Origin of the sequence: Cohnella hongkongensis, from assembly GCF_042654645.1 — a bacterium.
In the GTDB taxonomy this organism is placed as follows: Bacteria; Bacillota; Bacilli; order Paenibacillales; family Paenibacillaceae; genus Cohnella; species Cohnella hongkongensis.
In genome coordinates this window covers 14,933-15,675 of record NZ_JBHSEP010000037.1, presented here as the reverse complement: position 1 = coordinate 15,675, position 743 = coordinate 14,933, and the positions used below count along the sequence as shown (strand labels likewise).

The following is a 743-nucleotide window of genomic DNA, read 5'->3' as shown; positions in this document are numbered from 1 at the left end:
TCTACGTATAGGGTAGCGGAGTTGCTAGATTCGGTCGATTTCCCCACGATCAAAGTGGGGAATTTTGCACGATTTTTTTGGGGAAATCCGTTTGATCATTTTGGGTATTTTTATTTTACCGTACACACAAGTTCGCCTTCCGCCCGAGCTTCGAATACGTGCCGCACGAATGGACGCCCGACATTTTTGTCCCCTGGAGCGAACTGCGCCGGGAAATCCCCGAGCGTATGAAGGCTCTTTTGGCATTGATTGAATAGCTACCATCAGGTGACTGTCGATTAACTACTTTGATCTTCAGCGCCTAAGGATTTTCACAAGATCGTGACAATTTCTTTCTCCTCAGATGCCCTTAAATCAATTTTTTCTTGAGAAACGGAGAATGTCACGCAAAAAGGTCGATTTAAACCGATCGAAATAAAATTTTCGAAAGTTAATCGACAGTCTCATCAGGCCAACTAACTGGCTTTATCCCAGTGCCTCAAAGACGGCAACAAAATAGGTCTCAGCCTTATGATCAAGGCGAGACCTATTTTTGTTAGTCTACTACTTGTACCGGAGTCAGCCGCTGCGTTACCGTACCATCGCCCAACTGTCCATAATTATTGGAGCCCCAGCCCCAAATCGTCCCATCCTGCTTTACCGCCACACTGTAGCCCAGACTTGAACCTCCATTTACATTCGCAGCCACATACGTAATATCCGTCAGCCCAAGCACTTGAACCGGCGCAGTTCGCGTTGTCGTC

The 743-nt window shown here is 46.8% G+C and carries 1 pseudogene; it reads right to left on the bottom strand.

What is annotated here, in order from left to right:
- Positions 1-535: 535 nt before the first annotated feature.
- Positions 536-743 (bottom strand): annotated as a pseudogene (locus ACFO3S_RS27550) (hypothetical protein); the annotation flags it as partial.